Genomic DNA, 26,815 nt, shown 5'->3' with positions numbered 1-26,815 from the left:
GCAAAGCGTGCCGATGGTCGCGCCTTGGAGCCCATTCCGGTCAGGTGGAATCACCTGATCGATAGGAACATGCTCTAGACGCGCCGGGCACGCGGCTGCGCCGTCACGGTCGCCAGGGCTCGCGCGCCTCGATCTCGACCTCTTCCTGACGGCCCTCGTCAATGATGGCGAGCAGCGCGCGCAGGGCCTTCTGGACGCCCTCGCCGGACTGCGCGGAGAGCACCAGTGGTGTGCGCTTGGCCGCGCGCTTCAGCCGCGCGACCTGTTCTTTCAGCGTTTCGGGATCGAGCGCGTCGGCCTTGGACAGTGCGACGATCTCCGGCTTCTCCGCCAGATCGTGGCCATAGGCCTCGAGCTCGGCGCGCACCACCTTGTAGGTCTTGCCGGCATGCTCGCTGGTGCCGTCGACGAGGTGCAGCAGCACCCGGCAGCGCTCGATATGGGCGAGGAAGCGGTCACCGATGCCGACGCCCTCATGGGCGCCCTCGATCAGGCCGGGAATGTCGGCCAGCACGAATTCGCGCCCGTCCACCCGCACCACGCCGAGGCCGGGATGCAGGGTGGTGAAGGGATAGTCGGCGATCTTCGGCTTGGCCGCGGTGGTGGCGGCGAGGAAGGTCGACTTGCCGGCATTGGGCAGGCCGACGAGACCGGCGTCCGCGATGAGTTTCAGCCGCAGCCAGATCCATTTCTCCTCGGCCTCCTGGCCGGGATTGGCGCGGCGCGGCGCCTGGTTGGTGGAGGTCTGGAAATGCGCGTTGCCGAAGCCGCCATTGCCGCCCTTCAGCAGCCTGATCCTCTGGCCGACATGGGTAAGGTCGGCGAGCACCGTTTCGCCGTCCTCGTCCAGCACCTCGGTGCCGGTCGGCACTTTCAGCACCACGTCGTCTCCCTTGGCGCCGGCGCGGTTCTTGCCCATGCCGAAGCCGCCCTTCTTGGCCTTGAAGTGCTGCTGGAAGCGGTAGTCGATCAGCGTGTTGAGGCCGTCGACGCATTCGATCCAGACGTCACCGCCGCGCCCGCCGTCGCCCCCATCCGGGCCGCCGAACTCGATGAACTTCTCACGTCGGAACGACAGGCAGCCGGCGCCGCCGTCGCCGGCGCGGACATAGACCTTGGCCTGATCGAGGAATTTCATCGGTTCGGACTCACGGAAAAAGCCTCCCGCCAGGCGCAGGAGGCTGCAAGGTTACATCATTGGCGCGCTAATGGCGCCGTCCGGTGTCGTGGCGGACCGGATGGGCACTCGCGCCCCAGGCGCGCAGCGAGGCCCACAGCCGCCGCTCCAGCCGGAAGCGATCGACCGGCACCGAGGCACTGAGCGCCCGCACCCGCGTGAGGCCGGCGCCGGTCCACTGGAAGCCGCACTTCTCGACCACCCGGCGCGAGGCCGGATTGACCACCCGCGCGGCGGCGACCAGCGCCTCGAGGCCGAGCTCGCCGAAGGCGTAGTCGATCAGCGCCCGCACCGCCTCGGTGGCGATGCCCTTGTCCCAATAGGGCTCGCCGAGCCAGTAGCCGATCTCGGGGGCCGCCTCGTCGCGCCGGACGAAGCCGCACATGCCGACCGGGATGGGCGGGCCGATGGGGTTGGTGCCGTCGTTCTTCAGGAAGATCGCGAAGGTCGCGCAATCCCGGCCCGAGGGCAGGTTGGCGACGAAGGAGGCGGCGTCCGCCATGCCGTAAGGGTGAGGAATGTTCGCCGTCATCTCGGCAACCTTGCGGTTGTCCGCGAGTTCGGCGATCCAGGCCATGTCCTCGATGCGCGGGGCGCGCAGCACCAGCCGCTCGGTCTCGAGGACGGGGGTACTGCTCTCGGCAAGGGCGGACCCTAAGGTCGCTTCGACGATGGTCATGACGGTCTCCTGGTGCCTGAAGTGAAACCCTGAACGACGAAGGGGAGGCGGTTGTCTCGCCTCCCCCGGGATCACAGGGCACCTGGATTTCGACCAGGGGCACCACCGGTTCTGACGAGACCGGTGGGACCCTTGGATCTCACCGTCTTATTCGGCGGCCTCGGCGGCCGGAATGACCGACACATACGTGCGGTTGTTGGCTTTAAGGCGGAACTCAACTCGGCCATCGGCCACGGCGAAAAGGGTATGGTCCTTGCCCATGCCTACATTCGTGCCGGGGTGCCACTTGGTGCCGCGCTGACGCAGGATGATGTTGCCGGCGACGACAGCCTCGCCACCGAACTTCTTCACGCCGAGACGGCGGCCGGCCGAGTCGCGGCCGTTGCGGGAGGAACCGCCTGCTTTTTTATGAGCCATCTTGCTCTCCTATTCCTGCTGGCGGTCTCAGGCGCCGGTAATCGACGTGATGCGGACGACGGTGAAGTCCTGCCGGTGGCCGATCTTGCGGCGCGAATTCTGCCGGCGGCGCTTCTTGAAGGCGATGACCTTGTCGCCGCGGGTCTGCTTGACCACTTCGGCGGTGACCGAGGCGCCGTCGACGAGCGGGGCGCCGACCTTCGGCTGCTCTCCACCCAGCATCAGCACCGGGAAGGTAACGGTAGCGCCGTCCTCGGCGTCGATCTTGCCGAGGGTGACGACCTCGTCGGCGGCGACGCGGTACTGCTTGCCACCGGACTTGATGACCGCGAACATGTTATGTCCTTTCGTTCGAGCCCGGACTCCACGCTTTCCGCGCGGGACCGGCTTCTTTCGGTCGGTTGAGGGGTGCGCGAAATCGACACGATATCTTTCGCGCGCGAGCCGCCCTTATAGTCGCGAAGCCAGTTCTGTCAAGGAAAAGGCATCGGCGCGCGAACGCCGGATGCCTTCCACCCGGCCTCCCCTGTCGCGAGATGTTCCCGCGGCTCCACGCGCGGGAGCTGGTCCCCGACCTTGCGCGAACCAAGCGCGGGCCGGCGCGTTGTCTCGTCAGACCGCCAGGCCATAAGGAGGACATCCATGGACAGAAACCGCATAACCGGCGCCGCGCGCCAGACCGCCGGCCGCCTGAAGGAGGTGGCCGGCTCGGCCGGGCAGGACGCGGCGCTCCGCGCCGAGGGATTCTATGACGAGGCGGTGGGCCTTGGCGGCCGCATGCTCAACCGTGCGCGCGACCAGGCTGCCGATTTCGCCGACGATGCCTATGAGGTCGGCCAGCGGGTCTATGGCCGGGGCATGACAACCTTGCAGCGCCAGGCCGGCGCGCATCCTCTGGCGCTGGTGCTCGCCGCCGGGCTGGCGGGGGCGGCCATCGCCTGGATGCTGACATCCCCCTCGCGCCGCTGAGGGTGCCTTACTATTGAGGAGGCTGCTTGTAATGGCGCCGGCCTTGCCGTGAGGCGGATGGCCGCTTCGACCCTTTCTCCCGTTCTCATCGGTCTTGTCATCGCGAAGCACGGCAGGAGGTTCGGATGTGGCCGCCTGCCTGCTCGCCGAGGCTATCGTTCGGCGCCGGATCGGGGGCATCGGCGCGCTTGCGACAGCGATGATGTGCGGGAGCCGCGGCAGGAAACGGAATGGTGTGGCGCCAGGCACTTGTGTGTTGGCGGCGCCTCGTCTATTTCAGCCCGGCTCCACGGTTGCGGCCCTTGCCGCACCGAGCGCGCGGAGAGGTGCCGGAGTGGTCGATCGGGACGGTCTCGAAAACCGTTGTGCGTGCAAGCGTACCGTGGGTTCGAATCCCACCCTCTCCGCCATTCCTTCCTCTCTCAGCATCTCAGACTCTCCAGGCGACCTTTGGAATCGCTGGGTTTGCTGCCTTCCGTCCTCTTGCCCTTTCTCAAGCCCTCTCCCGCTATCCCACTCCGGAAGTGGGGCTTGATGTGGGCCCGGTAGCGGGCGCCCCACTATGGCGGAAGGACGCGCGGGATGGCTCGGAACCGCAACGAGCTCACGGCGAAGGGAGTCGCGGCGGCGTTGACGGAGCCTGGCCGGCATTCAGAGGGCGGCGGGCTCTACCTCGTCATCGGCGGCGAGGACGGGAAGGGCCCCGGCCGGTGCCGGTGGCTTTATCTCTTCCAGTGGAACGGCAAGCGGCGTGAGATGGATCTGGGCGGCTATCCCGCTGAGCCTCGCCGACGCCTGCCGGGCGCGTGACTCTCTCGATCGAGCGCGTGCGGGGCGTCGAAGGCGTTTCCGCACGGGGCGCTGGAATTCGCCATCCTGACCGCCGCGCGCTCCGGGGAGGTGCGTGGCGCACAATGGAGCGAGATCGACCTTGAAGCCGCCGTCTGGACCGTGCCGGCCGGACGCATGACGGCCGGCAGAGAGCATCGTGTCCCGTTCGGCAAGCGCGCCATCGAACTGCTTGGTGAAGTGGCGGGGTTCCGGCAAAAGAGCGAGGCCGCCGATCTGGTTTTCCCGGTTTGAAGGCTGGTCGGCCGTTGTCGGTCATGGTGCTGGATATGCTGCTCCGCCGGCTGACGATGTGACGGCCCGTGGCTTCAGGTCCGCCTTCCGCGACTGGTGCTGTGCGGCGCGGCGTAGCGTGGCCGCGGCGATCGCATCCGCCGCATTGATGGCGATCACACCCTCCCAGAACGGAAACGCCACCGGCGCGTCAGTTCTTGCAGTTCGTCTATCGCGGGGGGCTTGGCTGCCCGATGCAGAAGCGGACATGCTAAGCAAAATAGCGAGCGGAGACGTTCCATCCTTACCGAGGAAGGATCTTGCGCGGTTTATGTCAAACGGCATATCGCAGCAGTCCCGGGTGTTCACGATCACCAAGGAACGCGTGCTTGAAAATCTTGCTGCTCGAAGATCACGTCGCACTGCGCGAAATCGTGGCCGACCATCTCACGCAATGCGGCTTCGTGGTGGATGCCGTTCAAACGGGGGACGAGGCGCTCGCGGCTGTTGCTACCGGATCATATGACGCAATGGTCATCGATCTCGGGCTGCCGGATATCGATGGCATGGACGTGCTACGACAGGTGCGTGCGCATACGGGAGATCGGTTGCCCGCGCTCATCGTCACCGCCCGCGACAGCTTGCAGAGCCGTTTGCTGGGCCTCAATTCAGGTGCCGACGACTATATCCTCAAGCCTTTCGAACTTGATGAGCTGGAAGCGCGCTTGCGTGCGGTGCTGCGACGTCCCGGCCAGCGCGGTTCCGGGATCTATTCGTTCGGCGCGCTTGTGTTCGATTCCGTGGCGCGTCAGGCCTTCGTCAACGGCGCCTCCATTGAACTGGCCCGTCGTGAACTCGCACTGCTGGAAGAACTCTTGCGCGCAGCGGGGCGTGTCGTCGTGAAGGATTCCCTCGAAGACCGGCTTTATTCGATCGATCGGGACGTCAGCAGCAACGCCATCGAGGCCGTTGTATCGCGGCTGCGCAAGAAACTCGCTGCCGCTAAGGCTGGCGTGTGCATCAATACCATGCGCGGCATCGGATACCGCATGGTCTTGGGAGACAATGGTGAGGCGTGAATACAGCTTGCGTCGTCGCCTCGTGGCGGCGATGTCGCTAACGTTCCTTCTCGGCCTCGGCGGGGCCATGATCTATTATTATTTCGAGGCTTATGCTGTCGGCGATCATTTGGAAGAGCGCACACTGCAAAGCCAGGCGCGCGAACTTATCGGTTCGTTGACGATGGCCGACGACGGGCAGGTGCTGATTTCGCTGCCCAGCAATCTGGCGCCGCTCTACTCGGGCGAGGAGTCGACCTCCTTCTACACAGTGTACGACAAGGCCGGCCGCGCCGTTGCGCGATCGCCGAACCTGAACGTCGATCTTCCGCTCATCGACGCGCCGAGCTCTGGCGATTTCGGCGACCTGCTCTTCGTCAATGCGTCGCCGGGACGGGTCGCCGCTCTTTCCGTCCTGACCACCGGCGACCACACTCTCATCGTCGGCCGAAGCAAGCCCGACGAGGACGCGCTGGCCTTTTCGCTGATCGAGGAGGGCCTGGAGGGGTTTTTCATCGTACTGGTTCCGTTCGTGCTGCTTTCGCTTCTCATCATTTGGCTGATCACCGAGTGGAGCCTGCGGCCGGTGGCGCGTGCCTCTGATCAGGCGAGAGCGATCGGACCCGGCAACGCGGCGGCGCGAATAGAAACCGACTGGCTGCCAACTGAAATTCATCCGTTGGCCGATGCCGCAAATGGCGCGGTGGAACGGCTGGCGAAGGCCTATGCGATGGAACGGCGACTGACCGCCGATGCAGCTCATGAGCTGCGAACGCCGCTGGCGGTTTTGAACCTGCGGCTCCAGCAGGCGAAGAACAAGGGCGTGGTGGACTGGCCGACGCTCGAACGGGAGGCCGCGGTCCTGAACAAGCTGGTCAATCAGTTGCTCGATCTCGCCCGCAAGGAGAACGCGGAGAACGATCCGGAGGAAGCCAGGACGTCTCTGATCAATTTGTCCCGGATCGTACGCGAGGCGGCCGCGTCGGTTCTGCCGCTGGCGGAAGAGCTAAACCGCACCATCGAGATCGAAGGACCCGACAATGCGCGCATGCGCGGAAACCCCGAAGATCTCAGAGACATGATGCGCAATCTGATCGAGAACGCGCTCTTTCATGGGCGCGGTCGCGTTCGGATCAGCATCGGCACTGTAGCCACGCCATCGCATGGTTTCGTGATCGAGGTCGAAGACGAAGGCACGGCTCGGCTGGGGGACGAGCTTTTCACACGCTTCCGAAAGGGCAATCCGGCGTCCAGTGGCACTGGCCTTGGCCTCGCCATCGTTCGGCAGGTGACGCGCAACCACGGCGGAGATGCGGCGTTCGTTCCGACAGCACCGAACACTCGAATACGAGTCTATCTGCCGACCAGCCACCGCGAGCGCTGAAAGCCACGGCACAGGGGCTGTTCACGCTGGCGCCCGTGTGCCCCCCGTCACCGAATGATACTCGACAGCGGCGGGTCCGTACGTTTGGCATCGTGGAGCCGCGCGACATTGTCCTGTGTCGGCTGCTCATCGATCGGCGCGGGCGGCCGTTCGCCGGCCAGAAACCCGTAACCCACCCGATAGAAGAATCGGCCGGCGGGTTTGCCATTCTTGGTGAGTGTCTTCTCGATCGGTGCTTCCAGCGAAGTGAACTGGTCCTGGAGACCCGGATTTTCGAGCTGTTTTCGCTCCAAGGCGAACAGAATGGCCGGCCGGCCACGAACCGCACCGGCACTGAACCATTGGTCGTACATGAGACTCGCCTGACCCAATATGCCGCGTCCGACCGAATCGGCAGCACCCTTGCCATTGTAGAAGGCCAACTGGCTTGTGACCTTGTAGGTGTCCATGCCGATCAGCAGCGGCTCGCCGCCGGTCGTGCGCTTGACGGCCGCGCTGATCGATCCGGCTTCGCGACCGAACTCCTGCCACGCGGTCGGCATGTTCGCCACGTACCCCAGTTCAGGCAGGCCGAAGACCAGATAGTTCAGGCCAAGTCCATAGAGCACCAGCGTCACTGCAACGGTGGGCACCCAAAGCCGCTGTACGACCATGTCGAAGCGGGAAGGCTTGGCAACAACGGCGACGATGGCGGCGGACATGGCCGGGAGCACCGCGAGCCAGAGAGGGCCGGTCCAGTTTATCTTGACCGTGTGCGACACGCTGAACACGACAAAGACGGACAACGGCACCAAAGTGTAGATCGCAATGAAGCGCGCGCGGCGACCGGCCGAGGACGGAGCCACCAGCTCCCTTCGCGTTCCACGCCCCCCGAGAACCATCAACGCCACCGACAGCCCAATGGGGGTAAGCAGCGCCACGGCACCGACAATCAACGCGGGAAGCGCGAAGCGGGCGGGGGCTGCGATACGGCGCGAGCTCTGGAACGCGAATGATGCCCAGTCATGCTGCAGGTTCCAGTAGATGACCGGCGAAAAGATCAGCAGAGCGATCGCCGCCGCCAGATAGGGCTCGGGGCGCCTGAACCACGCCCGAGCGCGGCCATCGATCATCATGAAGACCAGCGTGGCCGGTCCCAGAAGGGCAATGGTGTATTTGGAGAGCATGCCCAGCCCGATGCATATGCCGAGACCCCACCAGGCCCGGCGGCTCTCCGCCCGCATGGCCCGCTCCAGAAAATAGAGCGCGCCCGCCCAGGCGGCCGTCAACGGCGCGTCCGGCATCATCAGCAGCCCGGTGGCGAAATAGAAAGGCAGCGCCGCGACCAACAGCAGGCAGACGAAGGCCGCCGATTTGCCGAACAGATTGCGCGCCAGTTGGAAACTGAAGAACGCGGTCGCGAACCAGCCGACATATGCCCCGATCCGCACTCCGAACTCGGTGTCGCCGAACACGCTGGTGCCGAGCCAGATCAGCCAGGCGACCATCGGCGGGTGATCGAGATAGCCGATGTCCAGATGCTGCGCATAGTTCCAGTAATAGGCCTCCTCCGGAAGCAGGTCGGCCTGTCCGAGAAACAGCAAACGGAGCACGACGACATACAAGGCCACACCGATCGCCGCGACGCGCCAGTGAATGTCGCGCGGCACGCGGGGATTGACCGAAGGAAACACGAAGAAGGCGGAGCCGAGATAGCTGACGATCGCCGCCGCGCCTATGGCGAACAGGATAGCGACCTGCGGCGGCAGCGCGAAGCCGTTGGTCGCCCCGGCCAGCACACCGCCGCGGATGGCGAGCGCGAGGAGGCACACCGTCAGGAAACGGGCGTAGTGCCCTCGCGAGCGTTCCTTTCCGGCTCCCGATGCGGGCGCGAATGCCCAGCGGGAATTCAGCAGATAGTTCGAGACCGTGGCGACGGCGAAGCTGCCGACATGGGCCGTCAGCAAGCTCGCGTTCAGGCCGAAGAACAGCTCGAATGCCAAAAGATCGACCAGCATGCCGATCAGGCCGACGGCGGCAAAACGCGCTGCGCCTCCCGCCGACACCGCGCCGCCGGCCAGAACCAGCAGGCGGCGCAGATAAGCGAGCATCTGCGCCATGCCGATCTTGGACTGGCCATAGATTCGGTCGCGGAACGTGATCGGCACTTCCGTGACCCTCAGTGCGCCACCGCCGTGGGCGACCACCTCAAGACCGATCTTGAATCCCGCCGCGTGCGGATCGATCGCCAGGAGACGCTCACGGCGAACCGCGAAGAAGCCCGACATCGGGTCCTTCATCTCCGTAAGTGGCCAAGCAAGGAGGCCACCAAGTCGCGACAATCCTCGCCGCCGCGCGGGCCAGTCCGGGGTAGACCCGCCGGAGACGTATCGGCTGCCGACGCTCATGTCGCTGGTGCCGTCGATCACCGGCTGCACGACATCGCGGAGCCGGGCAGGCGGATGACTGAGATCGGCGTCCATGACGACGACGACTTCGCCTTTGGCCGCCTTGGCCGCGGTCAGAACGTCCCCTGCCAGGCCTCCGCTGCCGCTTCCCGGGACGAGCCGTACATTGGCTGCATGCTCCCATTCGCGGACCCGATCGAGGGTGCCGTCCGTGGATCCGCCGTCGGCGACGAGTATTTCGAACTCAATCCCATCGCCGCTTTCCGCGACTGCCGCCGAAAGCACGAGGTCGATATTGTCGACCTCATTCAGCGTCGGGATTATTACCGTAACAAGAACGTTCTGCTGATCAGGTGCATGCAAGGTGGCGCAGCCTTAGCCGGACATGGAAGAGGGTGACGACCGTGGAGTCATCGCCCCGACCATTACGGCTGGACCTGACCGCAACCTGACACACGCAGAACCGGACGTTTTCCCCGGGCACTGTGCAACTCGTTGCGCGCACTCACGCTCGCCGGCAAGATTGGGGTGCCCGTGCCTCGGATTTCCGGAATCCTGGATGTCTCAGTGAGTCGGGGCGCCTCGCACAGCGAGGGCGTTTACCCTAGAGACGCGCACGGCCAATGAAGCCGGGGCTTCGCCATTGCGCGAGACGAGGACCGTGGCTCGATCAACGTCCAGCCAATGTTTGAGTAACTGTCAGCTCGTAGGCGTCGCAAGGCCCGCACCAGCAGTCGACAGGCGAGCATGGTGGGATCGTCCAATGGAGCGAGAATGACCTGCAGGCGAAGCTCGGAGCATCCTGTTGGGCATTTCGCCGGATTGGCCTCTTCGGCGAGGATGGACCGATTGCCGAGCATCGGCTTTGCGGCCGCAGCCCGGTGCAAGTGGACATGCTATCCCTGCTACCTCGAAGTCCGCGCGACGTGGCAGTGGCGAGTCCGGTGATGCCGATGCAGAAACCTGACCGACTTTCTATAGCGCGGCCGAGACGCCACGGCCGAGCCGCCGGCGCAGGACTTCGCCTGCCACGCCGATTGAGACGACGACTATTACGATGACGAGGCCTGGTAGCGTGGCGATCCACCAGGCATTGGCGAGATAGTTGCGGCCGGAGGCGATGATGCGGCCCCAGGACGGCACGTCGATCGGCGTGCCGAGCCCGAGGAAGCCGAGCGAGGCCTCGGCCAGGATGATGAGGCTGAGCTCCGCGGACATCAGGATCAGCAGCGGGATCCACAGATTGGGCAGGATGCAGTCGCGCACGATCCGCCAGGTGCTCTCGCCCGAAATGATGGCCGCCTCGACATAGCTCTTGGCGAGGGTGCGCGCGGTGATGGCGCGGGCGACGCGCGCCACCACCGCCCAGCGCGTGACGGCGAGGATGAGGATGACGGAGAGCAGGCTTGGTTGGATGAAGGCGGCGAGGAAGACCGCAATGAGGATCGAGGGAAAGGCGAGCTGGATATCCACGATGCGCATGAGGAATTGCTCGGTGCGCCGGCCCGCCCATCCAGCCCAGACCCCGATCACGATGCCGAAGGCGGTGGCGACCGCCGCCGAGGTGAAGCCCACGACGAGCGAAACCCGCGCCCCGTAGATCACCTGTCTGGCGACGTCACGGCCCACGGCGTCGGTGCCTAACCAGGCGATGCTGCCATTGGCAAGCGTCGTGAAGGGCGGCTTCAGCCGGGCGGCGGTGTCGGTCGCCGCCGGGTTGAAGTCGACCAGATAGGGGCCCGCGACCCCGACCACGACGAACAGCGCGACGAAGGCCAGCGCTAGCATCTCGGTGGGGGCGAGGCGCAACATCGCTTTTGGGGAGGGGAGGGTCGTTGCCGTCACGTTCAACTCCGCCGCAAGCGCGGGTCGACTAGCCGATAGCCGAAATCGACCGCGAAGTTCACTGCCACGACCAGGAAGGTCATGACGAATATGCAGGTCTGCACCACCGCATAGTCGCGGTAGCTGATTGCCGTGATGAGCTCCCTGCCGAGCCCCGGCCAGCCGAACACGGTCTCGACGATCACCGCGCCACCTAGCAGGTGGCCGAACTGCACGCCGCCGACGGTCAGCACCGGCAGCAGTGCATTGCGCAGGACGTGGTGGCTGACGATGCGCCCCGTCGGCACGCCTTTGGCGCGCAGTATCTTGACCATGTTGGCGTTCAGCACGCCGATCGCCTCGTTGCGCATCAGCCGCATATTGACCGCGATCAGCGGCAGCGCGAGCGTGATCGCCGGTAGTACGATCGCACTCGGCGACGACCAGCCCGAGCTCGGCAGGATCTGCAGCCAGCGGGCGAAGATGAGGATGAACACCAGCCCGAGCCAGAAATCCGGGATGCCCAGTACCACGAGCGAGGTGCTCGAGGTCGCACGGTCGAACCAGCGGTCGCGCCACAGCGCAGCCGCAAGGCCAAGCGGCACCGCGACCGCGATCACCAGGGCGAAGGTCACCGCGCCGAGAGTCAGCGTCGCCAGCATGCGCTGCGCGACGATGTCGATCGCCGGCCGCCCCTGAATGACGGAATTGCCGAAGTCGAGCGTGAAGGCCTTGCCGACATAGATCAGCAATTGCTCGTAGATCGGCCGGTCGAGGCCGTATTGTATGCGTCCAGCTGCGATCTGGTCGGGCGTGGCAAGGTCACCGAGCAACACCAGCACCGGATCGCCGGGTGCGATGCGGATCATGATGAAGGTCGCGATCACCGCCGCGACCAGGGTCGCGAACGCGTTGAACAGCCGCGTGCCGATGAAGGCGATCATGATGCGGCCTCCGCAGGCGTCGGGGCAAGGCGACGTCGCGCGTGCTCCAGCAGCGCACCGCGATGCTTCAGTCGCGGCGAAGCCGCGATCAGCGCGGCGGTATAGGCCTGCTGCGGCGTGGCGATGAGTTCGCGCGCCGGGCCGACTTCGACCACGCGGCCACGATGCATCACCGCGATCGTATCGGCGATATGGCCGAGCACGCCGAGATTGTGGGTGACGAAGATGAAGGCCCGGCCCTCCCGCTTCAGCCGCCCGAACAGATCGAGGATCTGCGCCTGGATCGAAACGTCGAGTGCGGACGTCGGCTCGTCGCAGAGCAGCACCGAGGGATCGCAGGCCAGGGCCCGCGCGATCGCCAGCCGCTGCAACTGGCCGCCCGAGAATTCCGAAGGGCGCCGGTCCAGGGCGGAGGCGTTCATGCCGACCTGATGGAGCAGGGCCTCGAGCTCCTCGGCGCCCGCCCGCGGGGAGGGCGAGCGCGCCAGCGCGGCGCTCAGCGTCCGGCGTATCGTCTTGAACGGATTGAGGCTGCCGCCCGGATCCTGGAAGATCATCTGGACGCCCGCGACAAACGCCGCGCGTCGGGCAGGGCGCGCCGCGTGGTCGACCGCCTCGCCCCGGTAGCGGATCGTGCCGGTGTAGCCGCGATTGAGGCCGACGATGGTACGCAGCAGCGTGCTCTTGCCGCTTCCGGATTCGCCGACGATGCCGAGGACGCGGCCGGGCTCGACCGACAGCGAGACATCATCCAGCGCCTTGACCGCGACGCCGGTGCCGGAAATCAGCCCGCCGATCGGGTAGCCGAAGTTCAGATGCTCGACGGCCAGAACCGCGGTCATGACGGGCTCTCTTCCACGCGCCGCCATTCGAAACAGCGCACCAGCGCGCCGCCGCCGAGCGTTTCCATTTCGGGCGCCTCGGCGGCGCAGCGCGGCGCCTTGAACGAGCACCGGGGCTGGAAGGCGCAACTGCCGTCCCAGCTACGCTCCGGCCGCGGCGGCTGGCCGGGGATCGCCACCACGGGGCGATCGAGATCGTCGAGGTCGGGAATCGAGGCGATCAGCCCGCGCGTATAGGGATGGCGTCCGCTTTCGGTGATCTGCAACGTCGCCCCGCCTTCCACCAGCTTGCCAGCATACATCACCATCACGCGGTCGGCGCACTGGTACACCACGCCGAAATCGTGCGTGATGATCAGCACGGCCATTTGCATTTCCCGACGCAGATCGTCGATCAAGGCGAGAATGTCGGCCTGTACCGTCACATCCAGGGCAGTGGTCGGCTCGTCGGCGACCAGCAGGCGGGGCGACAGCGCGACGGCCATTGCGATCAGCACGCGCTGCTTCATGCCGCCTGAGAATTGGTGCGGATAATCGTCGATGCGAGCGCCAGCGTCGGGAATGCGCACGCGGTCGAGCATGCGCGCCGCTTCACCCAATGCCGAGCGACGGTCCATGCCCCGATGGACGACGAACATCTCGGCGATCTGGCGGCCGACGGTCATGGTCGGATCGAGTGCCGATGAGGGGTCCTGCATGACATAGCCGGTGAGCTCGCCGTGGAATCCCCTCGGACGGCTCTGTCCGTCGAAGCCGAGCGCCTGGCCCTGGAAGGTCATTGCGGTGCCGGCGACGGCATAGACCTCGCGGTTGAGCAGGCCGAGTATGGCCTGTGCCGTCAGGCTCTTGCCGCTACCGGACTCGCCGACGAGCGCCGTCATCGTCCCCGGCTCGAGGTCGAAGCTGATTTCATGGACCAATGGCAAGGCGCCGGCGCGGACCGAGAGGTCGCGTACCGAAAGGAGCGGCGCCGTTGGCGCGGCGGCGCTGATGATCTCTTGCGCAGTCACAGGCTGCGTTCCTCCCCCGGCATGATGAAGGCCGGCGACACGCTGGCCGGGTAGCAAGGCCAGTCAACCCCGATCCCGCGCCGTGCGCCAAGCCGCATAGTCTGCCAATCCCGCCTCGTCGAGCGGATAGGTGCCGTAGATCGAGGCGCCGTCGCGCAACCGTTGCAGGATGAACTCCTCCTGCTGCTCATAGGCGAGGGCTTCGCGGGATACCTCGTCCGCGATCTCTTGCGGGATCACCATGACGCCGTCCGGGTCGGCGGCGATGAAGTCGCCGGGATAGACCGCCGCGCCGCCGCAGGTGACCGGCACATTGAGATCGATGAAGCGGTGGGCGAGCGTGCTGTTGGGTGGGCACACGGCGCTGGCGTAAACCGGAAATCCGCTCTCGGCGATCTCCCACGCATCGCGCACCCCCCCGTCCGAGACCACGCCGGCGCAGCCGCGCACGCGCATCCGCTCGAACAGCATCAGCCCGCCGCTCGCGCCGTGCACGTCGCCACGGCAATCGATCACCAGCACCTCGCCGACCCCGCATTCTTCGGTGGCGCGGCGTTGCAGGTTCAGCCGCGGATCCATCGCCTTGTCGGCTGCGAGCTTGTCCTCGCGCATGGCGACCGAGCGCATGGTGAAGGCGCGCCCCACCATGCGCGGCCGGGAGCCGGGCAGCGGCGAGACGCCGTACATGAACGCGTGGTTCAATCCGCGCTTGGTCAGGACGGTCGAGATCGTGGCGGTGCCGCAGCGTTTGAGGCGATCGACAATGGCCTGGTCGGCTTCGTTCATCATCGGGCTTCCCTGAGAGGCGGAAGATGCTGGAAGTACGAAGATCGGGGGTCAGTAGATCTTGGGCTCGGGCGTCTCGCCGGCCGGGCCGAGGAAATCAAAGTCGCAGCCCTCGTCGGCAGAGGTCACGTGCCTGGCGAACATCGCGCCATAGCCGCGCGAGTAGTAGGGCTCCGGCTCGCGCCATGCGGCACGGCGGCGCGCCAGCTCCTCCTCCGGCACGAGCAGGTCGAGCCGTCGCTCGGCCACGTCGATCTCGATGATGTCACCGTCCTCCACCAGCGCGAGCGGACCACCGCGCGCGGCCTCCGGCGAGACGTGCAGCACGCACGCTCCGAAGCTGGTGCCGCTCATGCGTGCGTCGGAGATGCGCAGCATGTCGCGCACCCCTTTCTTGAGCAGCTTCTTCGGAACGGGCAGTGCCCCCCATTCGGGCATGCCGGGAGCACCCACGGGACCTGCTCCCTTCAGGACGATCACGTCGTTCTCGCTGATGTCGAGGTCGGGATCGTCGATGCGCCGGGCGAGGTCGTCGCGGCTGGCGAAGGTGACGGCCCGGCCACGATGCTTCATCAGGGCGGGCGTCGCTGCCGCCGGCTTGATCACCGCGCCGCGGGGAGCGAGCGAGCCCTTGAGCACCACCAGCCCGCCCTCGGCGAGGATGGGGCGGTCGAGCGGCCGTATGATGTCCGCATCGAAGCAGTCCGCATCGGCGACATTCTCCGCGAGCGTCCGGCCATTGGCGGTGAGGCTGTCGCCGTTGAGCAGCTCGAGCATATTGCGGATCAGCGCCCGCAATCCGCCGGCGTAATAGAAATCCTCCATGAGGAACTTGCCGGACGGGCGCAGATTGGCCAGCACCGGCGTGCGCCGCGAAATGCGGTCGAAGGTTTCAAGATCCAGCGGGATGGCCAGCCGGCGCGCCATGGCGATCAGGTGAATGACCGCATTGGTGGAGCCGCCCAGCGCCATCACCACGGCCACCGCGTTCTCGAAGGACCGCATGTCGACGAAGGTCTTGGGCCGCTGATCCTCCCACACCATCTCGACGACGCGACGCCCCGAATCGGAGGCCATGCGGGCATGGTTGGAATCCGCTGCCGGGATCGAGGCGGCTCCCGGCAGCGTCATGCCGAGAGCCTCGGCCGCACTTGTCATTGTCGAAGCCGTCCCCATCGTCATGCAATGACCAGGTGAGCGGGCGATCGATTCCTCCATGCTCTGCCATTGGGCGTCGGTGATGTTGCCTGCGCGCTTCTCGTCCCAGAACTTCCAGTTGTCGCTGCCGCTTCCGAGCGTGTGGCCGCGCCAGCGCGCGTTGAGCATGGGGCCGGCTGGCACGAATATGCAGGGCAGGTTCATGCTGAAGGCGCCCATCAGCAGGCCCGGAGTCGTCTTGTCGCACCCGCCCATCAGCACCGCGCCGTCGACCGGGTGCGCCCGGAGGACCTCCTCCGTCTCGATGGCGAGCAGATTGCGGTAGAGCATGGTGGTGGGCTTCATCATCGGCTCGCTGAGCGAGATGGCCGGGACCTCGATCGGGAAGCCGCCCGCCTGCCACACCCCGCGCTTCACCTCCTCCACACGCTGCTTGAAGTGCGAGTGGCATTGGTTGAAGTCGCTCCAGGTATTGACGATGGCGATAACCGGTTTGTTCTCGAAATCGGCCTTGGAATAGCCGATCTGGAAGGTGCGCGAGCGGTGGTTGAAGGTCCGCATCGCCGGCGCGTTGTACCAACGCTGGCTCCTGAGGTCCGAGATCAAGATCTTCTTCAAGGGGGGCCTCGTCCGCAGATGCCATAACAAATTCACCGCCAAATTACGGACATCAGACGGGCTGTCAATTAACTTGTTTCATATTTGTTGAAGTGCTTGCCCAATTTACACAAAATGTGTTAGCGGTTGCCGCATGGATTCAAGGCCGCCCGTGGTCGTGACAGACCTTCCGAACGTTGCACCCCCGCTGCGCGAGGGGAGCCGAAGCGACGCCGTGTATCGTTCGCTGCTCGCCTGGATCGAGGAGGGCCGCATCCCCTTCGAGGGCAAGCTGCCGACCGAGAATGAGCTGACCCAGCAATTCCAGGTGTCGCGTTCGGTTGTCCGCTCGGCGATCGCCAAATTGCGCGACAAGGGACTGGTGCGCTCGGTTCAGGGGTCCGGCACCGTCGTCATCCATGAAGGCGAGAGCGGGGTGACGAAGCGCAAGGAGGTTCTGCAAGGTGCAAGTGTGCGCGACCTGCAGCGCTGCTTCGAGTTTCGTCTGCTGATCGAGAGCGAGGCGGCCTATTTCGCAGCGCTGCGCCACGGCCCCGCTTCGCTGAAGCGGATCAGCGAATGCGTCTATCCCGCGACCTACGATTTCCCGACTTTCAGCCAGCAGCCGCTCGAGGCTTTCGACTTCCACCAGGCGGTGGTGGCCGCGGCCGACAACCCGTTCCTGGAAAAGTCGATGCAGATGGTCATCTCGCAGCCCGGCTTCCAGGTTTATCTGCGGCTGTGCAGCGCCACCAAGGCGCCGGACCCGGTGGCCCATCGCACCCGGATCAATGGCGAGCATCGCGAGATCCTGCGCCTGATCGAACGCCGCCTCGCCGACGACGCGCGCGAATACATGCGCTATCACATTCAGAGCGCTTACGAATATATGATCAACCGGATCCCCGTGAGCGGCGACCTGTAATCGAGGCTCCGTGCCCCGGCCGCGCTAGGCGTCTCCGCCCAGGCGCTCGACCAGCGCTTCCACCATTGCTTGGGCCATGGCGTCACGGGTCTGCCGTGTCGCGCTGCCGATATGCGGCAGAACCATGGTTTTCGGGTTGTCGAGCAGCGCTGGGTGCGGGTGCGGCTCCTGCTCGAACACGTCGAGGCCGGCGCCGGCGATTGCCCCGGTCTGCAGCGCTGCCGCCAGCGCCGTCTCGTCGACGACCGAGCCGCGCGCGACATTGATCAGGAAGCCGTTCGGCCCCAGCGCGCTCAACACCTCCGTACTCACGAGGCGATAGGTCGACGGTCCGCCGGGACAGCACAAGGCGAGGAAATCGCACCAGGTCGCGAGGTCGATCACGCTCTGGAAATGCTGGTGCGGCGCGTGCGGCACCACCCGGCGGGTGTGGTAGCCGATCGCCATGCCGAACGCCTGCGCGCGGCTGGCCAGCGCGCTCCCGATCGCGCCGAGCCCCACGATGCCGAGCCGCGCTTTCCCGAGCGAGCGCGCGAGCGGATATCTGGCGGTCGACCAGGCCCCCGACCGGACAAAGCGATCGGCGCCCAGGAGATCGCGCGCGGTCGCGATGATAAGGCCTGTGGCAATGTCGGCGACGTCGCCCGCGAGCACGTGCGAGGTCGTCCGCACCGCGATGTTCCGTTCCCCCGCCGCTTCAGTGTCGATGCCCTCGGTGCCCGCGCCGAGGCAGGAGATGATCTTCAGTGCCGGCAGGCATTCCAGGAGAGGAGCGCCGATCGTCGCCTTGCCGCTCGTTGCCAGCCCTTGCACGTCGGCGAGCTCGGGTGCGGCGGATATGGCCGCTGCTTCATCAGCGAAGGCGACCAGGTCAAATCGGGTCCTCAGGGCCGCAATCGCGTTGTCCGGCAATGCCCCGAGTTGAAGCACGCGACCTTTCTTCTGCATCAGTCACCCAATTTGTCATGGCAGGTCAGGGAAGGCTGCGCCGCACTGCGGCAAAATATCGTTGCGAGGCCGCATTTTGCGGCTTCTGCATCATATTGTTTGCCTAGGAGATAGCCATATTACAAATAACAACCAAATTTTAGCCCATAGCTTGACACCTAAGTTACAAATACGTTTCAGTGCGCTCCTCGCCGAACGAAGGCGACAAGAATCCGCTGGGAGGAGCAAGATGAGGAGGCTTCTGTTCGCCTTGGTTGCGGCGCTGGTCTCGACCACCGCCACTGCCCAGGTGGTGAAGGTGTCGCCGCCGCGAACCATCATCGACATCGATCCGCATGGACCCAATGCACTGCTGCGCGAGTCGGTCCTAGTCGCGCGCCAGATCTTCGAAACGCTGGTGAAATTCGACGGCGACCAACCGGTCCCCGTTCTGGCCGAGAGCTGGCGGCAGATCGACGACAAGACCTGGGAGTTCAAGCTGCGCGCAGGCGTGAAATTCCACGACGGCAGCGAGTTCGATTCCGCCGACGTCAAAGCCTCGGCAGAGCGTCTGTCGCGCGCCAAGGGCGGCCTCGCCAGCCAATGGAAGGTACTGGAGAGCATCGACACGCCGGACAAGCAGACCGTCGTCATCCATCTCAAGAACCCGGTTGGCCCATTCCTGCGCATCACCTCGTTCCTGTCGATCGCGCCGTCCGAGGCGGTCGGCGCGAAGGTGCCGGACGAATATGGCGCAGGCGTCGTGCTGCCCGGAACCGGCCCGTTCAAGATCAAGAGCTTTGCGCCGGGCGACAGCCTGACCGTGACGGCGAACCCCGACTATTGGGGTACGAAGCCGAAGATCGAAGGCCTGCAGTTCGTCAATATCCCCGAGCAGACCGCGCGAGTGACGGCGATCCTCAATGGCGAGGTCGACATCGCCTGGGCGTTCTCCGACGACGAACTCGCCCAGTTGCGCGGTGACCGTGCCGTGAAGGTCGACGTCGTGCCCAGCGCCACCTACGGCTACATCTGGTTCAATGCGGCGCGCAAGCCGTTCGGCGATGCGCGCGTGCGCCGCGCCATGTGGCATGCCATCGACACCGCGAAGGTGCTGCGCGATCTGAAGCCGGAGACGGGCACGCCCGCGCGCAACGTGATCCCTGAGACCGTCTTCGGTTTCACCCCGCTCGATCCCTATGCCTATGATCCCGCCAAGGCGAAGGCGCTGCTCGCGGAGGCCGGGCTGCCGGAAGGCTTTCAGACCAGCATCCTGTTCGGCCAGAACTTCTTCCCAGGCATTTCCGACTTCGCGCAGACCTTCATCTCCTATTGGGACGCCATCGGCGTGAAGGTGCGGCCGCTGGAGCAGGAGCGCGCCATCTTCACCCAGAACTTCCGCGAGATGAACTGGGACATGGTGCTGTCGTCGAACCCGGCGCTGACGCTGGATGCCGACTACACGGTGGGCCGCCTCTATTACTCGGCGAACAAGGAGATGAACTACGCCAATCCGGAGCTCGATAAGCTGCTGCTGGCGGCCAAGGCCGAAAGCGACCAGAACAAGCGCAAGGAGCTCTACGCGAAGGCCACCGAGATGATCTGGGACGATGCCGTCGGCATTTTCTGGGGCGATCTCAAGATCGTCTATGTGACACGCTCGAATATTTCCGGCCTGCAATTCTCGCCGATCGAGGCCCCCTACCTTGCCCCGATCAAGGTGAACTGAGCCGCGCCTGCGTGTTGTCCGGCGGCGCGCAGGGGACAGCCCTGCCCGCCGCTCCGGCATCGCCAGCGAGCGTCCGCGCGCCGTGGAAGCCGTGGCCGGTCCCAATCACACAGGAGTTCATCGTGGCGACGCAGAACGTTCTCGTCGACGAAACCAAGCTGCACGACTTCGTCGTCGACATCTTCCGCGCCGCCGGCTCGTCCGAGCGCGAGGCGTCGCTGATCGCGCAACATCTCGTCGCCTCCAATCTGCGTGGTCACGACTCCCATGGGGTCGGTTCGATCCCGGTCTACATCCGAAACCTGAAATGCGGAGACCTGCTCGCCAATCAAGTGCTTAGCCGGGTCAATGAGACCGACAGCTTCCTGATCTGCGATGGCAATGGCGGCTATGGACAGGTGATGGCGCACGACGCCATGGAAATCGGCATTGCAAAGGCGCAAGAAAACGGCGTCGCGCTCATCGGCCTGCGCAACAGCCACCATGTGGGTCGCATCGGTCACTGGGCGGAGCAGTGCGCCGATGCAGGGCTGGTGTCGATCCATTTCGTCAATGTCGTGAGCGATCCCTCGGTCGCGCCCTTTGGGGGCGTCGCCGCGCGGGTCGGCACCAACCCGTTCGCGGTGGGCATTCCCCGCGATGGCAAGCTACCCGTCATCCTCGACTTCGCCACCAGCAAGCTCGCGGTCGGCAAGGTGCGCGTCGCCATGAACCAAGGCAAGCCGCTGCCGCCGGGCGCGCTGCTCACGGCGGCGGGCGAGCCGACCACCGATCCCTCGGTCCTGTTCGGCCAGCCCAAGGGCATCCTGCTGCCGTTCGGCGACCACAAGGGCTGGGGTCTGTCCTTCGCCTGCGAATTGCTCGGTGCCGCCCTGACTGGCGGGAAGACGCAATCCGGTCCGAAGCGGCGCAACTCGACCATCAACTGCATGCTCTCGATCCTGATCTCGCCCGAGCGACTCGGCACAGCCGACACGCTCTCCCCCGAGATCGACACCTTCGTCGGCTGGGTGCGAAGCGGCGGCAATGCGGAGGTCCTGCTGCCCGGCGATGTCGAGGCCGCGACCACGAAGGAGCGTCGCGATCATGGCATTCCCATAGACGCCAAGAGCTGGTCGGACATCGTCACCGCCGGACGTGAGGTTGGCGCAGAGCCGCTATCCTCCATCCTGGAGCCGGGGGCGCCGGCGCATGCGAGGTCGGCCTGATGAAGATCGTCGATCTCACCGTTACCCAGTTCGAGCAGCGCGGCATCCGCACCCTGACCTTTGGCCCGCACAACGCCCCCACCCGCGGGGTAGCGACGCTCGGGCTCGTCACCATCAGCACCGACGCGGGGTTGGAGGGGCACGCCTTCCTCGGCTCGATCACCAAGTCGTCCGAGCTCGATGCCCTTTCGCTGGTGCAGACCCTGAAGCCGATCCTCCTCGGCCGCGATCCGCTTGATCGCGAGGCGCTGCACCAGGCAATCTGTAAGCGCTTCCGTTCCACCACCTGGCGCTGCATCGGCGCGGTCGACGTGGCGCTGTGGGACCTCGCCGGCAAGATCGCCGGCCTTCCCATCTACCGGCTGATCGGCGGCCATCGCACCGTGGTACCGGCCTATGCCAGCTCGCCGGGCCACAACGAGATTTCCGAGTATGTCGAGGAGGCGCTCGAGACCAAGGCGCGCGGCTATCACGCCTACAAGATCCACCCGCCGCGGAAGGGCTGGCAGGGTGACATCGCCGTCTGCGCCGCAGTGCGCAAGGCGGTCGGCGACGACTACCGGCTGATGCTCGATTCAACCTGGATGTACACCTATACCGAGGCGGTGCGGGTGGGTCGCGCGATCGAGGAAATGGGCTTCTACTGGTTCGAGGATCCGCTCGCCGAGGAAGACCTCTACAACAGCGCGAAGCTGCGCCAGAAGCTGGACATTCCGATCCTCGCGACCGAATTCTCGCCCGGCGGCTTCCACGCCTACGCGCCGTGGATCACGGCCGAGGCGACCGACTATTTGCGCGGCGACGTTGCCGTGAAGGGCGGCATTACCGCCTGCGTGAAAGGCGCCCATCTCGCCGAAGCGTTCCGGATGTCCTTCGAGATCCACCATGGCGGCAATTCGCTGAACAATGTCGCCAATCTGCACATCATGTGCGGCATTCCCAATGCGGAATTTTTCGAGGTGATCCTGCCCGACGATGTGCAGAAGTACGGCTTGGTCGACGATCTCGTCGTCGACCCGACAGGCATGGTGCGCGTCCCGGATCGGCCAGGTCTTGGCGTCGAGATTGACTTCGAACGGATCCGCGCGACGACTACGGGCCTGCTAAGCTGAGCCGTAGCTAGATCGGCCGGCTCATACAGGAGATGGTTCGGCTCTATGCGCTGGACCAACTGATACGGCAATCACCCGACCAGCAGGTTTCGTTGACCGATCCGGACGCACGCTCCATGGCGACAAGCGGACGAAGCTGGCGTCGTGGGGTACAACGTCCAGGTCGCGGTGGAGACGGAGCGTCATCTGATCGTGACGCACGAGGTGACCAACATCCGCAATGACCGCGCCCAGTTGGCGCCTATGGCCAAGGCCGCGCAGTAGACGCTCGGCACCGATGGGCTCCATGTCATTGCCGACCGCGGCTACTTCGACGGAGAGCCGATCAAGGCGTGCGCGGATGCCGGCCTCATCGTGACACTGCAGGAAGGGAACGGCGGCTTGGACGATGCCACTCGGGCTCCAGCCGCATCATGACCCATCAAAACGGCGCGTCATTTCGCTGGTGTCGATACCGGCAGCATGATCGCACCGATATCTTCAACCCGAATAGGCACCCCCGCCGCCAGGGCGATCGGGCGGAGACAGCGCTAGAAGACGTTCGACTTCCGGGGGCGAGCGTCCCGCTGCTTCGCGGCGCTTCGGCATTCCCGCAATGAACGGTATGAGCTGCAATCGGGCGATTTCCAGAATCCTGCGCAGCTCCTGCACCGGCGAGGGGTGTTCATCGGCGCGCAGGTCCACCAGCAGATAAGCTTCCTCGGCCTGTACGCGCAGAGCGGCGGATTGCTTGCCGCGCTTGTCGCCGCCATGCGCGTCGCCCGCCTCCAGCGCGCGGATCAGCCGCTCGTCCAGCGCCTCGCCCTCGCTGCCCTCGAAGGCCGCGACCATCGCCTCCAGCGTTTCGGGTCCGGTCAGCATATTGCCCTGAACCGCATAGCCCGGCCCGACATGCTGTCCGTACCAAGGTGTGCACTGGTCGCCCGACCAGGCTGCAGCGATTCCGGATGCGTCGACCACGCCGATCTGGCGCACCTCCTTCGCCGGATCGCAGGCTATGATCCTGGCAAGAGCCGTCTCGGCGTCGAGGCCGGAGGCGATCGCGTCCAGCACGTCCATCGCGAGATAAGGGTTGATCCAGGATTGCGTCGACGCAGCTCCAACGCCCGCCCGCGTATGGGGGCAGGTCGCTCCGACCGCCGGGACGGCGGTCGCGACCGCCACGCCGAGATTGCCGGTTCGTGGGCAGCGGGCAACGATCGAGAATGTGTTGAGCTTGAGCATGGGCGACCTAGAGGCTGAGATATTTGGCGATTTGACTCGATGCGCCGGATTCGCGGCAGTCTCCCGAGAGGATGATTTCGCCGTTCTGGATAACGAGGTAGCGATCGGCAACGTCGAGAGCGAAGCCGAGATGCTGCTCGACGACGAGGAAGCTGGCGCCGTGGACCTCGCGCGCCTGCCGGACAGCATCGCCGATCCGTGCCACCATCTTCGGCTGTAGCCCTTCAGTAATCTCGTCGACGAGCATGACCCGGGCACCCGTTGCGAGCGTGCGGGCCATGAGAAGCATCTTCTGCTCACCGCCGCTGAGTGTTCCCGCACGCTGCGAGCGGCGCTCCAGCAGGAAGGGGAAGACCTTCTTCACCGCATCGAGCGCTTGCGCATAGGAGCGCCCATGCACTGCGAGACGGATATTCTCCTCGACCGTCAGGTCCTGGAACAGGGCCTTCTCTTGCGCGACATAACCGACGCCGAGCCGCGCGATCCGGTATGGTGCCGCCACACTGATATCCCGCCCGTTCAGCTCAACCCGGCCTGTCTGCTTGCGCAGGAAGCCCATGATCGTGCGAAGGAGAGTCGATTTTCCCATGCCGTTCTTGCCAAGCACGGCGAGGATTTCCCCATGTGCGAGATCGAACGAGAGGTCTTGAATGACGACGGACTCGCCATAGCCGCAGGTCAGGTCCGAGACATGGAGCGCCGCGCTCATGCGGTGTGCTCCAGATTGACCGCGCCGGTGTAGACGCTGGCGACGAGTTCGGATGACACCACGTCATCGACCGAGCCGTCGAGCAGAATCCTGCCCTGATGCAGCACGATGACCCGTGAACTGATCTCCCGGACAAAACCGAGGTCGTGCTCGACGAGCAGAACGCACAGCCCCCGCGTCCGAACGATGTCGGTAAGGATGCTGCCGATCTGCGTTCGCTCGGCCTTGGTCAGCCCGGCAGTGGGCTCGTCGAGCAGCACGACCCGCGGTTCCAGAGCCAACACCATCGCCAGCTCCAGCGCCTGCTTCAGACCATGCGAGAGCAGACGCGCCTCTTCCCCGAGCCGCGAGGCCAGCCCGGTCACCCGCACGACATGCAGCGACGCCTCCGGCAGATGGAGCACGTCCCTGCGGCGCCAGAGCGAGGGCCGCTCATGGCGGGAACGCGCGAGCCGCAGGCATTCGGCAACGGTGAGCGTGTCGAATACGTTGGCGGTCTGGAACTTCCGGCCGACGCCGAGCGCCACACAGCGTTCCGGAGTGGCGCGTCCAAGATCGTGGCCGTTGACCACCACCTCGCCGGATGTCCTTTCCGTGCCATCCGCGATACAGCGCATCAGCGTCGTCTTGCCCGCGCCGTTGGGGCCGACAAGGCTGACGAGCTCTCCCGCATGGGCGCGGAAATCGATGCCGTCCAGCACCGTGAGGCTGCCGAAGCTCTTGCGCACGCCGGAGACCTTCAATGCCGGGCCGCTTCCTGCCTCGGTGCCCTGCGCATCGGAGACCGGCAGGGCGAGCAGGCGCGGAACCGACACGGCCCGCTCCCCAGTTCCGCCCGGCAGCACATGCCGACCGATCCGCGATGCCGCGCCGGAGACCAGTGGCAGCAGGCCGCGCGGAAAAGCGACGATGACCAGAACGAAGGCGCTGCCGATGATCAGCTTCCAGACGAACGGGTAGTCTCCGCTCAGTTGAGCGCTCTCGTAGTCGACGAGAAGCGTGCCGAGCACAGGCCCTATCAAGGTCGCCCGACCTCCGAGCGCGGTCCATATGACGAGTTCGGTGCCGAACACGAACCCCGCAAGCTCCGGCGAGACGACCATCGCATATCCCGCGAAGATGTAGCCGGCGATCGCGCCGATGACGGCGCAGAGCAAGAAGATCAGCGTCTTCACGCGGGGCGTGTCGATGCCGAGATATTGGCATCGCTGCTCGTTCTCCCGGATTGCCACGAGGACGCGCCCCGCGTCGCTGTTGACGAGCAGCCACGCCATGGCAGTGATGGCGGTCAGGAAACTGCCGCTCAGCCAGAACCAGGCCTCCATGGAGAGGTCGAAGCTCTCGAAGCCAGACAGGCCGCTGCTGGAACCCGTGAAGTTTCCGCCGGAGAAGATCAGCTGAGTGCAGACGATCGGCAGGACGAGCGTGATGACTGACGCATAAAGGTTGGTGGCGCCGTGCCAGAAGGCGAGCCATCCGACGATGCCGGCCAGCACCAGCGCGACCACGACGCCCCCCACCAGGGCAAGCGGCGCGGTCGCCGGGCTGAAGCCGACATGGCTGAAGATGAGGCCTGCCGCATAGGCGCCGGCGGCAAAGAAGGCAGACTGCCCGAAGGTGAGGATGCCCATATAACCCCAGAGCAGGTCCACGGTAAGCGCGACAGCGGCATAGAGCAGCGATCGCGTCAGCACGCTAAGCGAATAGGAATCGAGCACATAGGGACCGATGCCGATGACGGCGGCGCCAACGAGAGCGATGGCGATCGCCGGCGCCAGTGCGCGCCACGTCTCGCCTGATGCGCGCGCCTTCGGCCGGGTGACGGTCTCGGTGTTCTCAAGCACGGGCGAATCCTTCCGGCCTGATGCGCAGGATGATCGCGGCCAGCACGGCGATGGTGAGCCCGCCGAGAATGGGATTGACGTAGGCGCTCACCAGGACCTGCGCGCCGCCGAGGACGAGACAGGAGACGACGAGCGTCGTCAGGGAGTGACCCGAGACGAGGACGAGCATGAAGGCATTGACCAGCCAGGGTACGCCCATGTTCGGGTCGATGCTGGAGATCGGCGTGATCAGCATGCCGGCGATGCCGGCAAGAGCGGATCCCAGTGTGAAGGTGAGGAACCTTACCAGCCGGCTGTTGATGCCAAGGCCGCGTGCCAGATCCTCGTTCATGATGACCGCCCGCGTCTCCAACCCGAGGCGCGTGCCGCGCAGGATCAGCGTCAGCACGCCGCCGAGAGCCGCTGCGACGGCGACGACGCTCAGCCGATAAATCGAATAGCTCTCGCCCAGCACATTGACCGTGCCGGTCAGCGGCGCCTCGGCGAATTGCACGCCGCGGCCGAAATAGAGGGTGATCAACTGTCCGATGACGATGCCGAGACCCCACGTCGCCAGAATGGCGTCGAGCGGGCGCGCATAGAGCGGGCGTACCGCCAGCCGCTCGACCAGGATGCCCGCGAGGCCGCCGATCAGCGCGGCAAGAGGCAGGCCCAGCCACGGGTTGAGGCCGGCCTTAGTGCACAGCAAGGCCGCATAGCCGCCCAGCGTCAGCATCGCGCCATGGGCGAAGTTGATGATCTTCATCACGCCGAACACGAGCAGCAATCCGCTCGAGACGACATAGAGGAAGGCTGCGGTGGTGATGATATCGAGAAACTGCGCAACCATGTCCGCCACTCAGC

The 26,815-nt window shown here is 65.4% G+C and carries 24 protein-coding genes, 1 tRNA gene and 1 pseudogene; 10 read left to right on the top strand and 16 right to left on the bottom strand.

Annotated elements, in window-relative coordinates:
* Positions 1-103: 103 nt before the first annotated feature.
* The 4 genes from obgE to rplU all read right to left on the bottom strand — a co-directional run bounded on the left by obgE (position 104) and on the right by rplU (position 2,609).
* Positions 104-1,138, bottom strand: a complete 1,035-nt coding sequence (obgE, locus tag U742_RS0116725; RefSeq protein ID WP_029355068.1) for a GTPase ObgE — start codon at positions 1,136-1,138, stop codon at positions 104-106.
* A gap of 67 nt (positions 1,139-1,205) precedes the next feature.
* Complete coding sequence (locus U742_RS0116720; RefSeq protein ID WP_029355066.1) at positions 1,206-1,856, bottom strand: GNAT family N-acetyltransferase; 651 nt, start codon at positions 1,854-1,856, stop codon at positions 1,206-1,208.
* Positions 1,857-2,003: 147 nt separating this feature from the next.
* Positions 2,004-2,273 carry a 50S ribosomal protein L27 gene (gene rpmA / locus U742_RS0116715; RefSeq protein ID WP_029355064.1) on the bottom strand — a complete coding sequence of 90 codons (270 nt, stop codon included), beginning with the start codon at positions 2,271-2,273 and terminating at the stop codon, positions 2,004-2,006.
* Positions 2,274-2,300: 27 nt separating this feature from the next.
* The gene (gene rplU / locus U742_RS0116710) at positions 2,301-2,609 is read right to left on the bottom strand and encodes a 50S ribosomal protein L21 (RefSeq protein WP_029355062.1); all 309 of its coding nucleotides are present in this window, start codon (positions 2,607-2,609) and stop codon (positions 2,301-2,303) included.
* 306 nt (positions 2,610-2,915) lie between these two features.
* Here rplU and U742_RS22645 point away from each other — a divergent pair, with 306 nt between their 5' ends.
* The 5 genes from U742_RS22645 (at position 2,916) to U742_RS0116680 (ending at position 6,746) form a co-directional block, all read left to right on the top strand.
* On the top strand, positions 2,916-3,242 hold the full coding sequence (locus U742_RS22645; protein ID WP_051661259.1) for a CsbD family protein: 327 nt from the start codon (positions 2,916-2,918) through the stop codon (positions 3,240-3,242).
* Between the two features lie 320 nt (positions 3,243-3,562).
* A tRNA-Ser gene (locus U742_RS0116700) sits at positions 3,563-3,652 on the top strand.
* Between the two features lie 490 nt (positions 3,653-4,142).
* Positions 4,143-4,325, top strand: a complete 183-nt coding sequence (locus tag U742_RS22985; protein WP_029355058.1) for a hypothetical protein — start codon at positions 4,143-4,145, stop codon at positions 4,323-4,325.
* Between the two features lie 368 nt (positions 4,326-4,693).
* Complete coding sequence (locus tag U742_RS0116685; protein ID WP_029355056.1) at positions 4,694-5,383, top strand: response regulator transcription factor; 690 nt, start codon at positions 4,694-4,696, stop codon at positions 5,381-5,383.
* Positions 5,373-6,746 (top strand): sensor histidine kinase, encoded by a 1,374-nt coding sequence (locus U742_RS0116680; protein ID WP_197028278.1) that lies wholly within the window; start codon positions 5,373-5,375, stop codon positions 6,744-6,746. Before U742_RS0116685 ends, U742_RS0116680 begins: the two co-directional genes overlap by 11 nt.
* Before the next feature lie 47 nt (positions 6,747-6,793).
* Here the strand turns inward: U742_RS0116680 and U742_RS0116675 are convergent, their stop codons facing one another.
* The 7 genes from U742_RS0116675 to araD all read right to left on the bottom strand — a co-directional run bounded on the left by U742_RS0116675 (position 6,794) and on the right by araD (position 16,315).
* Positions 6,794-9,496 (bottom strand): glycosyltransferase family 39 protein, encoded by a 2,703-nt coding sequence (locus U742_RS0116675; protein ID WP_081853055.1) that lies wholly within the window; start codon positions 9,494-9,496, stop codon positions 6,794-6,796.
* Between the two features lie 612 nt (positions 9,497-10,108).
* Positions 10,109-10,978, bottom strand: coding sequence for an ABC transporter permease (locus U742_RS0116670; protein WP_156034252.1), 870 nt, complete (start codon positions 10,976-10,978; stop codon positions 10,109-10,111).
* A 2-nt stretch (positions 10,979-10,980) separates the two neighbouring features.
* On the bottom strand, positions 10,981-11,901 hold the full coding sequence (locus U742_RS0116665) for an ABC transporter permease (protein ID WP_029355046.1): 921 nt from the start codon (positions 11,899-11,901) through the stop codon (positions 10,981-10,983).
* Positions 11,898-12,743: an ABC transporter ATP-binding protein gene (locus U742_RS0116660; RefSeq protein WP_051661255.1), complete on the bottom strand. Its 846-nt coding sequence runs from the start codon at positions 12,741-12,743 to the stop codon at positions 11,898-11,900. The genes U742_RS0116665 and U742_RS0116660 overlap by 4 nt, the downstream gene beginning before the upstream one ends.
* Positions 12,740-13,810 (bottom strand): ABC transporter ATP-binding protein, encoded by a 1,071-nt coding sequence (locus tag U742_RS0116655; protein WP_156034250.1) that lies wholly within the window; start codon positions 13,808-13,810, stop codon positions 12,740-12,742. Before U742_RS0116655 ends, U742_RS0116660 begins: the two co-directional genes overlap by 4 nt.
* 6 nt (positions 13,811-13,816) lie before the next feature.
* Positions 13,817-14,539, bottom strand: a complete 723-nt coding sequence (locus U742_RS0116650; RefSeq protein WP_029355040.1) for an RraA family protein — start codon at positions 14,537-14,539, stop codon at positions 13,817-13,819.
* A gap of 51 nt (positions 14,540-14,590) precedes the next feature.
* Positions 14,591-16,315: an L-arabinonate dehydratase gene (araD, locus tag U742_RS0116645; protein ID WP_029355038.1), complete on the bottom strand. Its 1,725-nt coding sequence runs from the start codon at positions 16,313-16,315 to the stop codon at positions 14,591-14,593.
* A gap of 151 nt (positions 16,316-16,466) precedes the next feature.
* Here araD and U742_RS0116640 point away from each other — a divergent pair, with 151 nt between their 5' ends.
* Positions 16,467-17,219: a FadR/GntR family transcriptional regulator gene (locus tag U742_RS0116640; protein WP_197028277.1), complete on the top strand. Its 753-nt coding sequence runs from the start codon at positions 16,467-16,469 to the stop codon at positions 17,217-17,219.
* A gap of 24 nt (positions 17,220-17,243) precedes the next feature.
* Here U742_RS0116640 and U742_RS0116635 read toward each other — a convergent pair whose 3' ends face one another.
* Positions 17,244-18,167 (bottom strand): 2-hydroxyacid dehydrogenase, encoded by a 924-nt coding sequence (locus U742_RS0116635; RefSeq protein WP_029355034.1) that lies wholly within the window; start codon positions 18,165-18,167, stop codon positions 17,244-17,246.
* Between the two features lie 229 nt (positions 18,168-18,396).
* Here U742_RS0116635 and U742_RS0116630 point away from each other — a divergent pair, with 229 nt between their 5' ends.
* From U742_RS0116630 to U742_RS23615, 4 genes and pseudogenes are all read left to right on the top strand, one after another.
* Positions 18,397-19,875: an ABC transporter substrate-binding protein gene (locus U742_RS0116630; RefSeq protein WP_051661252.1), complete on the top strand. Its 1,479-nt coding sequence runs from the start codon at positions 18,397-18,399 to the stop codon at positions 19,873-19,875.
* 122 nt (positions 19,876-19,997) lie between these two features.
* Positions 19,998-21,083: a malate/lactate/ureidoglycolate dehydrogenase gene (locus U742_RS0116625; RefSeq protein WP_081853052.1), complete on the top strand. Its 1,086-nt coding sequence runs from the start codon at positions 19,998-20,000 to the stop codon at positions 21,081-21,083.
* A complete protein-coding gene (locus U742_RS0116620; protein ID WP_029355028.1) occupies positions 21,083-22,195 on the top strand; it encodes an enolase C-terminal domain-like protein in 1,113 nt (370 codons plus the stop codon). The genes U742_RS0116625 and U742_RS0116620 overlap by 1 nt, the downstream gene beginning before the upstream one ends.
* 71 nt (positions 22,196-22,266) lie before the next feature.
* A pseudogene (locus tag U742_RS23615) lies at positions 22,267-22,546 on the top strand (transposase); the annotation flags it as partial.
* 129 nt (positions 22,547-22,675) lie between these two features.
* On the opposite strand, the gene U742_RS0116610 reads toward U742_RS23615, so the two are convergent.
* The 4 genes from U742_RS0116610 to U742_RS0116595 all read right to left on the bottom strand — a co-directional run bounded on the left by U742_RS0116610 (position 22,676) and on the right by U742_RS0116595 (position 26,801).
* Positions 22,676-23,419 (bottom strand): DUF1028 domain-containing protein, encoded by a 744-nt coding sequence (locus tag U742_RS0116610; protein ID WP_029355026.1) that lies wholly within the window; start codon positions 23,417-23,419, stop codon positions 22,676-22,678.
* Positions 23,420-23,426: 7 nt separating this feature from the next.
* Positions 23,427-24,128: an ABC transporter ATP-binding protein gene (locus U742_RS0116605; RefSeq protein ID WP_029355023.1), complete on the bottom strand. Its 702-nt coding sequence runs from the start codon at positions 24,126-24,128 to the stop codon at positions 23,427-23,429.
* Entirely contained in the window at positions 24,125-25,894 is a 1,770-nt protein-coding gene (locus U742_RS0116600; RefSeq protein WP_248310398.1) for an ABC transporter permease subunit, read from the bottom strand. The genes U742_RS0116605 and U742_RS0116600 overlap by 4 nt, the downstream gene beginning before the upstream one ends.
* Before the next feature lie 70 nt (positions 25,895-25,964).
* Positions 25,965-26,801, bottom strand: coding sequence for a branched-chain amino acid ABC transporter permease (locus U742_RS0116595; RefSeq protein ID WP_029355020.1), 837 nt, complete (start codon positions 26,799-26,801; stop codon positions 25,965-25,967).
* Positions 26,802-26,815 lie beyond the last annotated feature (14 nt).

The sequence above is a fragment of the Allobosea sp. 117 genome (genome assembly GCF_000702305.1).
Lineage (GTDB): Bacteria > Pseudomonadota > Alphaproteobacteria > Rhizobiales > Xanthobacteraceae > Ancylobacter.
The sequence above is the reverse complement of the archived record's forward strand: the minus strand, read 5'-3'. Positions and strand labels throughout refer to the sequence as shown.